Annotated in this window: 8 protein-coding genes; 1 reads left to right on the top strand and 7 read right to left on the bottom strand. The window is 41.0% G+C overall.

The window, feature by feature from the left end:
* Positions 1-16 precede the first annotated feature (16 nt).
* Positions 17-346 (bottom strand): hypothetical protein, encoded by a 330-nt coding sequence (locus L1D50_RS21335; RefSeq protein WP_239966767.1) that lies wholly within the window; start codon positions 344-346, stop codon positions 17-19.
* Between the two features lie 120 nt (positions 347-466).
* Positions 467-1,264, bottom strand: a complete 798-nt coding sequence (locus L1D50_RS21330) for a transporter substrate-binding domain-containing protein (RefSeq protein WP_239966766.1) — start codon at positions 1,262-1,264, stop codon at positions 467-469.
* Positions 1,265-1,494: 230 nt separating this feature from the next.
* On the opposite strand from L1D50_RS21330, the gene L1D50_RS21325 reads away from it, so the two are divergent.
* A complete protein-coding gene (locus L1D50_RS21325) occupies positions 1,495-1,704 on the top strand; it encodes a hypothetical protein (RefSeq protein WP_128727341.1) in 210 nt (69 codons plus the stop codon).
* 56 nt (positions 1,705-1,760) lie between these two features.
* On the opposite strand, the gene L1D50_RS21320 is transcribed toward L1D50_RS21325, so the two are convergent.
* The 5 genes from L1D50_RS21320 to L1D50_RS21295 all read right to left on the bottom strand — a co-directional run bounded on the left by L1D50_RS21320 (position 1,761) and on the right by L1D50_RS21295 (position 9,632).
* Entirely contained in the window at positions 1,761-3,929 is a 2,169-nt protein-coding gene (locus L1D50_RS21320) for a S9 family peptidase (RefSeq protein ID WP_239966765.1), read from the bottom strand.
* 117 nt (positions 3,930-4,046) lie between these two features.
* Positions 4,047-6,221, bottom strand: coding sequence for a methyl-accepting chemotaxis protein (locus tag L1D50_RS23505; RefSeq protein WP_275660244.1), 2,175 nt, complete (start codon positions 6,219-6,221; stop codon positions 4,047-4,049).
* Between the two features lie 182 nt (positions 6,222-6,403).
* Positions 6,404-7,732, bottom strand: a complete 1,329-nt coding sequence (locus tag L1D50_RS21305; RefSeq protein ID WP_239966764.1) for a sigma-54 dependent transcriptional regulator — start codon at positions 7,730-7,732, stop codon at positions 6,404-6,406.
* On the bottom strand, positions 7,729-8,265 hold the full coding sequence (locus L1D50_RS21300) for a hypothetical protein (RefSeq protein WP_239966763.1): 537 nt from the start codon (positions 8,263-8,265) through the stop codon (positions 7,729-7,731). The genes L1D50_RS21305 and L1D50_RS21300 overlap by 4 nt, the downstream gene beginning before the upstream one ends.
* Positions 8,262-9,632 carry a HAMP domain-containing sensor histidine kinase gene (locus tag L1D50_RS21295; RefSeq protein WP_239966762.1) on the bottom strand — a complete coding sequence of 457 codons (1,371 nt, stop codon included), beginning with the start codon at positions 9,630-9,632 and terminating at the stop codon, positions 8,262-8,264. The genes L1D50_RS21300 and L1D50_RS21295 overlap by 4 nt, the downstream gene beginning before the upstream one ends.
* Positions 9,633-9,735 lie beyond the last annotated feature (103 nt).

Genomic DNA, 9,735 nt, shown 5'->3' with positions numbered 1-9,735 from the left:
TTTTTATATCATTCAGTCATGGTAAACGGAACTGAGCTAAGAGTGTTTTAGCTTCAAAACTATCAAATTGCCCTCCAATATGCAGTATGTGTTGGCTAGATTTGTGAAAGATAAAAAGCTCATCAAAACTACGAGTGTTGTTGGTCAGCGATACAGCCAGCCAGTCTCCAGTGTTAAATATGCCAATGTCGTTAGGTGATATCAGCTCATGGACTTGATAGGCAATATTGTAATCAATGGTTGGCTTATCTTTGTTTTTCAATGCGATAAAATAAGACGCAAGATCAAGTTCATACTTGCTATGTAGACCGCCGGTAATATTCTCAGCCGACTTCTCTTCGTTCATTTTACGTCCTTATAAATGTACATTTTAAGAAAGAGGAGCATATGGTGCATGAATAATTGCTTAATTAAATTTGAATTGTGAATGTTCCTTTTTAACCTGAATTCCCTTTTTACGATTGGCTTACTCCTCTGCCACTGCTGCGTTGTCTATTACCTGCCTCAATGCTGCATCCATCTTTAGGATAAAGTCTTGTTTAAATGGATATTTTTCTTCAAACCCTTTTAAGTACCCAATGTGGGCAGTGCGACGCATTACTATTTTATCTTCAACAATATTACTGGTGTTTAAACTTGGTGTTATCTGCGACATTTTATTAATACCAAGTAACGTGGAAAGGCGATCATTGACGTAACAATCAACGCGCCCACGAGCGAGCTTTTCGATATTTGAATGTGTGCTTTTGTTTTCCCAAAGTTGAATAAGCCCTTGTTTTTGCGCTTCCATTAGGCTTTCATCTAAGATGATATAGCCAGCATTAATGCCAATATTAAGTACTCTTTCTGGTTTAACATGAGGCAAGTTTTTTAGCGTGATCCCTTGATTGCAAAAGGCAACAACTACTTCTTCTTGAAGGGGAATTGAATACGGCCAGATATAGGGGCGTTTTTTGATATGAATATAAGGAGGCATTAAAGCCATTGCTTCACCGGATGCCATCGAGGAAACGCCTCGTTTCCAAGGTACCGCTTGCAAGTTAACTTGATATTCACGACTCAGCAACCGCGCAGCTTGCTTCACTATATCGACATAGATACCATAAAGCTCGCCGTTAATTTGATAACTATAAGGCGGGTAAGCATCGTCGACCAATATGGTGACTTTGATAGGTGCCGAGTATTCAGGTTTATGTGGAGCGGCGCTAGATAAAAGCGGCAGAGAGATACAGTAGCAAATAAAAACAAAGCGAAATAAATTCATTTTTCACTTATGTACGTAGTAGTCATTTTTTAAATATAGCTAACAAATAGCTAGTTTGTTAGGTTGGGGTACTCAACTTGTGTTATGGAGAGCTTAGGCTATATATTCCCAATATGAACGTATTTGATATGCTTCATTATTGCCTGATTGAAGCACTTAGGTATTGACACTGCTAATGTCTATTTAGAAACTTTTTTAGAGCAGATGTCTACTAATGAAAGGGATAACAGATGAATATACACGTTGATTTTGCCGCTCAAGTCTATTTTTTTCTGGTGGTAGTTTCAGCTGGGATCAGCATACTTTTGGTCAAAAAAGCAAAAATGGGAAAGCTTGAAATGTTTATCGGTTTATTTATGAGTTTACTGCCACTGTTTTCTCTTTTGTTTATTCTCGTCATGCTTTGTATCGCGAACTCGAACAAAAAGTTAGCTGAATAGTTGAGCAAGAAGCAAACAAAGGAGGCTAAAGCCTCCTTTGTTTATGTGACCGTTGACTACAGTTTATTTTCAGCGAGTGCGATAAAGAAACTATAGCTTAATGCAACATCGTGAATACGCTTAAAGCGACCAGATGCACCACCGTGGCCGGCTTCCATATCGGTTTTTAGCAGCAGTAAATTATCGTCGGTTTTATATTCGCGTAGCTTAGCAACCCATTTTGCAGGCTCAAAGTATTGCACTTGAGAATCATGCAAACCCGTGGTTACAAGCAGGTTTGGATATGCTTGGGCTTTAACTTGATCATAAGGTGAGTAAGACAGCATGTAGTCAAAATATGTCTTCTCATTTGGATTACCCCATTCATCGTATTCATTTGTGGTCAGCGGTAGTGTTTCGTCTAGCATGGTATTGATCACGTCAACAAATGGTACAGCTGCATGTACACCATCGTACAACTCCGGCGCTTGGTTAATGACTGCACCCATTAATAGGCCACCCGCGCTGCCACCTCTGGCATAAATACGTGAAGCATCACCATATTTTTGCTCAACGAGTGCTTTTGTAACGTCAACAAAGTCGTTAAAGGTGTTCTTTTTATTTAACTTTTTGCCGTCATCATACCAAGGACGGCCAAGCGTTTCTGAACCACGAATATGGGCAATCGCATAGACAAAACCACGGTCTAAAAGGCTTAAGCGGCTTATAGAGAAAGTTGGCTCAACATTAGAACCGTATGAACCATAACCGTATTGTAGTAACGGGTTAGAACCATCTTGCTTGAACTTATCTTTACGATAAACAATTGAAACTGGTACTTTTATGCCGTCACGTGCGGTAATAAAAATACGTTCAGATTGGTAGTCTTCAGGTTTAAAGTCGCCCAATACTTTATCTTGCTTTAGCAGTGTTTTGTCTAAACTAGCAAGGTCGACATCATACACAGAAGCTGGGGTTGTCATACTCTGATAACCAATTCTTACCGCATTTGCGTCTAGGTTTTCGTTACCCGTTAAATAAACGGCGTAAGCCGGATCGTTAAAGGTCAATCGCTTGCTTTCGTTATTGTTTAAATTTAACACAGTGATTTGGCTAAGGCCATTTTCACGCGTTTCGTAAACGAGGTGCTGATTAAATAGCTCAAAGCTATCTAGTTTTGCATCGGCATTGTGTGGCACGACGGTTTGCCATTTTGAAATATCACTTGCATCGCCTGCTTTAACGCGCATCAGTTTAAAGTTTACCGCACCTTTGTTGGTGTGGATGTAATACCAGTCGCCAAGTTTAGCAATGCTATATTCGTGACCACTTTCTCTTGGAATAAAGCGCTCTGGAGTTGCCTTAGCATTATCTGCGTCTAGTAAAGAAACACCAGATGCTTCGGTACTTGAGTGGTGAATGTATATTTTGCTCTTGTCTTTGCTCTTTGAGATATAGGTGTAATAGCTGTTATCTTTTTCTTCGTAAATCAGTTCATCTGAGCTTTGGGCTGTGCCTAGAGTATGACGGAATACTTGATAACCGAGTAAAGTAACCGGATCTTTTTTGATGTAATAGATGGTCTTGTTATCGTTTGCCCAAACAATAGGACCTGAAGCGCCTTCAATTGTATCGTCCAATAACTTGCCTGTCGTTAAGTCTTTGATTCGAATCGTATAGATTCGACGACTTAACGTATCTTCAGCAAAGGCTAAAAGGTTTTCGTTGGTTGAAATGGAAAGACCGCCGACACCGTAATAGTTTTGACCTTCAGCACGGATATTCGCATCAAAGATAGCTTCTGCATTTTTGCCATCTTTGTGTTCGCTGCGGTAATAAGTGAAGTATTCTTTGTCACCTTCAGTGGCACTAAAATAATAGTAACTGCCGTTTAGTACCGGCACACTGCGATCATCTTTGACCACTTTGTTTTTGATTTCTTCAAATAAGGTTTGTTGGAGTTGCTCTGTGTTTACAAGCTTACTGTCGGTATAGGTATTTTCTTTGGTTAAGTGTGAAAGCACCTTTTCATCGCTTCTGGTATCGTCACGCAGCCAATGATAATTATCGATAAGTTCTTGACCGTGAATGGTCGTTTTGTGTGGAACTTTTTCTGCAATTGGTGCCATAACAGTGGCTACCTGCTCAGCTTCTACGTTAGGTGATGTATGTTGTGACGGAGCCTCTTGGCAACCAAGTACTGCAAGCAAAGATGCAGCCACTACTGTAAATTTAAATTTCTTCATTTGTTGTTCTTGTATAATAAATCAATCGCCCCAGTCTAAACTAGTTCTCATTATGAGGACAACTAATTGAGACGATATTTTGTAACAATCGTGGAAAATAAGATGTTAGTTTTTCAACTAGTCAATATCAAAACGTCCAACTAAACGCTCTAGATCTTTTGCTAAATCAACTAATTGGTCTGCGCCTGCGTTTAATGCCGCAGTCTCTTCACCGACTTGCCTTACAGAAACATCAACCGAGTCGATTAACCGTCTTGTATGACCCGCATTCTCCCCCTGCAATGAGGCTTGTGACGCTATATTCGAAACAGATGCTTTAATTCTTGACACTGCCTGCGCGATATCAGCAAACGCTTGTTGAGCGCTTTGTGATTGTTTGATAGTTGTCTCAGATTCGCTTACGCTTGACGTCATTTGGGCTGATACCGCCCTAGTTTGCGCAATGAGGTTGGTTAACACTTGCTCTATTTCTTGCGTAGCATCATGCGAGCGCTGCGCAAGCGTTCTTACTTCATCAGCAACCACTGCAAAGCCTCGGCCTTGTTCACCAGCACGAGCAGCTTCGATCGCTGCATTTAATGCCAAAAGGTTAGTTTGCTCTGCGATAGAACGGATCACGCCTAAAATGTTCGTGATATCTTGGCTTTCGCTTTCGAGTTGGTTCATGGCGTTGGCGGACTCAGCCAACGAATGATTGAGCCTCGCAACCTGCGATACCGTGCTTTCTATTGTGCTATTACCACGCTGGGCGTGATCGTCTGCAGTGACAACATCCTCCAAAGTATGACCGCAGCTTTCACTGATCTGTGCAGCAAGTTGCTCCACAGTTTCAGTGGTCGTGGTAGCACTGGCGGAGTCTTCAGCCTGCGCATGGCATTGATTACGGATATCATTGATACTCTTTTGTGATCCTAATGCAGCATCATTCAACGTTGAGGCATTACTTTGAATATCTTTCACGAGCGCATTAATTGAGTCCAAGAATTTATTGAACCATGCGGCCAACTCTCCAATTTCATCGTTGGTGACTACTTTTAAACGTTTGGAAAGATTGCCTTCACCTTGTGCTATTTCTTTCAAACCTTCAGACACCATTTCGATAGGCTCAACTATCTTGTTGGCAAGCGTTATTGCGATAATAATAAACAAAATTACCATGATGACCGCGATAATAGTGATACTAATCGTCATATCTAAAGCTGAAGCTAAGATTTCATCTTCATCGATCACTGCGATAAATTGCCAGCCGAGTGTGTCAGAGCGATAAATCTTAGCATTATAAGTCTTATTGTCTGTTTCGATAGTGAGATAGGGTTCATTTGTGGCGCTGCGAATGGCTTTGTAAAGTGGGCTGGTGAGATCTTTAATATGTTTAAAGTTATTATTTTTATTTTTTGGATCGGCAAGTACAGTGCNTAAAGCTGAAGCTAAGATTTCATCTTCATCGATCACTGCGATAAATTGCCAGCCGAGTGTGTCAGAGCGATAAATCTTAGCATTATAAGTCTTATTGTCTGTTTCGATAGTGAGATAGGTTTCATTTGTGGCGCTGCGAATGGCTTTGTAAAGTGGGCTGGTGAGATCTTTAATATGTTTAAAGTTATTATTTTTATTTTTTGGATCGGCAAGTACAGTGCCTTCGGCATCAAGAAGGATTAAATACCCAGACTCCCCAAGACGAATATTACTAACGATATCGGTCAGTGTAGCAAGCGTTACATCTAATGATTGCACGCCAATTACTTTGCCGTCACGTTTTATACCTGTGGCAACAGAAACCATAGCTTGTCCTGTTACTCCTTGGTAAGGCTCAGTAAGAATAACCTTGCTAGGATCTTTAGAGGCATTTTGATACCAAGGCCGTTTTCTTGGATCGTAATTGCCAAGGGGTTCCGCAGGATACTGAATAAAACCTCCGGATCCAGTGCCAAGATATACAAACAATAATTCTTCGTGGGTTTGTCCAAATGCACGGTAAAGCTCAAAAATATTGCTTTCGGTTTGACCATTTTGTAGCGGAGTCATCGGCTTTTCAGCACCAAAATAAGTGGTGGTATCTTGACCCACTTGTTGCACGGCCTTGGACTCGGCGAGGAAGCGCGCATTTTTCTTCATCTGTTCAAAAAACAGTACAAAAGACTGTTCGGCTTGTCTTATCTCATTGCCAGAAGCATCAAGGAATTTATCAAGAGAGTCTCTTTTGGTTTGAGAAATGCTGACAACAGAAATCGCTAAAATAGGAATGATCACAGTGAGAACAAAGCTAATAATGAGCTTTTTGCGCATTTTCATACAGACAACCCTTAAATATCCGAGTGTTTTTATTATGCTCTCAGGAGGAGCGTATATTCTCAGGGTAAAATGTGAGCCACGGGCGTGGCTCGTTAAAGTCTGTATTATAAGCACTTTGCAGTAGTAAATTTGACCAAGCAATGCACTTCAGAAATTAAAACAGTTTTACCCCTCTAATAGGTTTAGCATTGGATCTCATGTTTTTTAAGTAATTTGTAAAAATCAGAGCGATTACGTTGTGCAAGTTTTGCAGCTTCCGACACATTCCCTTCGCAAAGTGCCAGTACTTTTTGGATGTAGTCATACTCAAATTGGCGTTTCGCTTCATTTAATCCTGTAAACGCATTCTGCTCTTTATCTTTAGGCAGGGCTTTTTGTACGATATCTTCGGTGATCATTTTACTTGGCGTAATAGCAACACAATGCTCTACAATATTATGGAGCTGACGGATGTTGCCCGGCCAATGGTAATTCAACAAGTGCGTAATACTTTGTTGGTTAAATTGCTTTTCGCCATCGCTAAGTGCACTTAAGAAACGTGATGCAAGTAGTGGAATATCTTCCAATCGCTCTCTTAAGCTTGGGATTTCAACGGACACAACATTTAAGCGGTAGTATAAATCTTCACGAAATTGCTTTTCCGCAACGGCGCTTTGAATGTTCTTATGGCTTGCAGAGACAAAACGAACATTGACCTTATACTCGGTTTGGCCGCCCACCGGACGAACGGTTCGTTCTTGTAAAACACGCAGTAGTTTTACTTGCAAATCAAGCGGCATATCACCAATTTCGTCGAGGAATAGGGTGCCGCCATCCGCTGCTTGTACTAAACCCTCTTTGTCGCTCACCGCGCCGGTAAACGCCCCTTTTTTATGGCCGAATAGCTCAGACTCCAATAGGTGAGCGGGCATTGCGCCACAGTTAATCGCAATAAATGGGCCTTGCGCCTGATTACTGGCTAAATGGATTGCTTTTGCTGTCACTTCTTTACCGGTACCGCTCTCGCCTTGAATAAGAATATTTGCGTTACTGCTGGCAAGCGCTTGAATTTGCTGCACCAATTGACGCATTGCGGCACTTTGGAATAACAACCCATGGAAGTTATTCGGATCCGAAGTTTGTGCAGTTCTTACTTTTCCTGCAAGCGCTTCATTGATGACATCGAGCATTTGCTGAGAGTCAATGGGTTTGGTTAAAAAGCTCACAAAGCCCTGTTGCATGGCATCTACAGCGTCTGGAATTGAGCCGTGAGCAGTCATCATTACAACTGGCATGCCTGTGTAATACTTCTTTATTTGCTCATTAAGTTCAAAGCCATTCATGTGCGCCATTTTTAAATCGGTGATGACCAAGTCGATAGGCATTTGCTTGAGGATATTTAACGCTTGCGTACCGCGATGCGCAACTTCAACTTCGTAGCCATGGCTTTCTAAACGCATTGCCAATAGCTCAGTTAAAGACGTATCGTCATCCACTAAAAGTAACTTTGCGCCCTGTGGTGTCTGACTCATAGTGAATCCTCCTCAAGTGATGGGGTTTCAGAAAGATCGGTTTCTAAACGTTGTTTTTCTATGTCGGCAAGCTTTTGCTTTAGTTCGGCAAGCTGCTTTTGTGTTTGTAACAATTGCTCTTGGTGCTGTTGCGCCTTGTTGTCAGCGTAATAATTACTGATTTTTTGCTCACGAAGACTTTGAGTATGCCAAGCTAATGATTCAAACCAAATGTTGTAATCTTCTGGCCAATAATCTTGTAGTTTTACTTCTTCAATGGCTTTAAGTTGCTTGGTGGTTGAGTCTGTACCGCAATAGGTGTGAATAAAGCCTTGTAAGTGCAGCGCGCCTTTGTAGTAATCGTTAAATGTCACGTTATGTTTTTTAGCGCATTGGCTGACTAAGGCTTTTATCACCTCAGTTAAAGGCACAAACTTTGCGCTGGTTTCTGTTTTTACAGGACCAATAAATTGCTTCGTTTGCTCGACGTTTTGCTCCGTTGTGGCACAACCACCGAGCAAAAATAGCGTGATACTTAATGCGATGTATTTCATTTTGGATCCCTTTTTGGAAAGGCGACTTGAATACTGGCTCCAGACTCTACTGATAACCATTTCACATAGCCTTTTAATTGCTTCACACACTCAGAGACAATGGCTAAACCTAAGCCACTGCCATTATTATTTTTATTTTTCTCACCGCGAACAAATGGCTGGAATAGTGAGTCGGCTTCATTGATGTCGATGCCATCACCGTCGTCACGGACTATCAACAATACTTCGCCATTTTGTTCTTCAATTGAAATAGTGACATTGCTTTTAGCGTGATCAATGGCATTGCTCACTAACTGAGTTAACACTAATTTGCATGGAAGATACGGCACTTTTAGGTCATCATGATTTTGCCAGTTCACTATCACATCAGTCTTTCCTAGCTTATCGCTAAGATGCTTAGAGACTTCTGCTTGGATAAGATTCATTTCGGCGTCGTGATGTAGGCTATCAGGGTGACTGGCCGCGCTATAGCTGAGCAAATCATCGATCAATGATCCAAGCTTTGCAACAGAGTTTTCCATAATGATGAGAATACGCTGTTGTTTTGGATTAACATCTCCAAGCAATCCACTATTTAATAAGCTGCTTCCTTCGTTAAGCGATGCCAAAGGAGTTTTAAGTTCATGAGTAACATGGCGCAAGAAGGTTTCTTTTTGTTGTTGAATACGTTTAAGTTCGAGCCTTAACCAATTTAACCTGTCGCCCAATTGCTGCAATTCATGGCTGCCAGAGAGTTCTACCGACTTATCAAAATTACCTTTACCTACCTCAGATACCGCAGATTCTACCTGATTAAGCTGCTGACAAATCCGGTTGATCAAAAAGATGCTGATCACGACAAGGGTGGGTAGCAAGACAACGAGACCAAACATAAACCATGTTTGCAGCTGCACGAAATGGGCTTCTTGATCAGATAAGCGCTTATTAAGTGTTTGCTGAAAGCTTTCCTCGAATTGATTAAGTACCTTAACCAATTGCTGAAACTCTTCAGCTTTTGAAGTGGCATTGATCTCATCTGGAGCGAACTGTCGCCATTTAGCAACAAACAGCGAATCGGGCAGGTTTATTTTCAATAATTGAATACGTTTTTTGGTGTTTTGCCACTTCTGCTCGATGCTTTCTTGCAGCGTTTCACTTTGCAGCAGCTGATTATTTTGCAACGCTTTTTCAAGCGCACTGATATCTGCTTTTACAAAATTGTACTCAAGAATAAGTTTTTGATTTTTATTATAAATATCCTGCGTTTTTTGTTGGTTTTTGGACAGTGCTTGGGCGTACCACAAAGTCAGTGTGAGTATTGGAAGCACACCAATAAACATGGCAATAAGTGCCTGTTTTTGTAATGACTGAGAAAAAATTTTTTTCACGATGCTAAATCCTTTAAAAGGTTGCACAAGTTTCAATCAAATGGTGTTGCGAGATTTGCAAAATTTTCTACCCAAAAATTTTCCTGTTGCAAAGCTGCGACAA

This window comes from Pseudoalteromonas sp. Isolate6 (genome assembly GCF_022398435.1).
Taxonomy (GTDB): domain Bacteria; phylum Pseudomonadota; class Gammaproteobacteria; order Enterobacterales; family Alteromonadaceae; genus Pseudoalteromonas; species Pseudoalteromonas galatheae.
Note: the sequence above shows the minus strand (reverse complement) of the source record. Positions and strands in the feature narration are given on the sequence as shown.

What these genes read in the sequence shown, in the direction of transcription:
- L1D50_RS21335 (WP_239966767.1), bottom strand. Translation starts at nt 346, where the DNA reads ATGAACGAAGAGAAGTCGGCTGAGAATATTACCGGCGGTCTACATAGC.
- L1D50_RS21330 (WP_239966766.1), bottom strand. Translation starts at nt 1,264, where the DNA reads ATGAATTTATTTCGCTTTGTTTTTATTTGCTACTGTATCTCTCTGCCG.
- L1D50_RS21325 (WP_128727341.1), top strand. Translation starts at nt 1,495, where the DNA reads ATGAATATACACGTTGATTTTGCCGCTCAAGTCTATTTTTTTCTGGTG.
- L1D50_RS21320 (WP_239966765.1), bottom strand. Translation starts at nt 3,929, where the DNA reads ATGAAGAAATTTAAATTTACAGTAGTGGCTGCATCTTTGCTTGCAGTA.
- L1D50_RS21305 (WP_239966764.1), bottom strand. Translation starts at nt 7,732, where the DNA reads ATGAGTCAGACACCACAGGGCGCAAAGTTACTTTTAGTGGATGACGAT.
- L1D50_RS21300 (WP_239966763.1), bottom strand. Translation starts at nt 8,265, where the DNA reads ATGAAATACATCGCATTAAGTATCACGCTATTTTTGCTCGGTGGTTGT.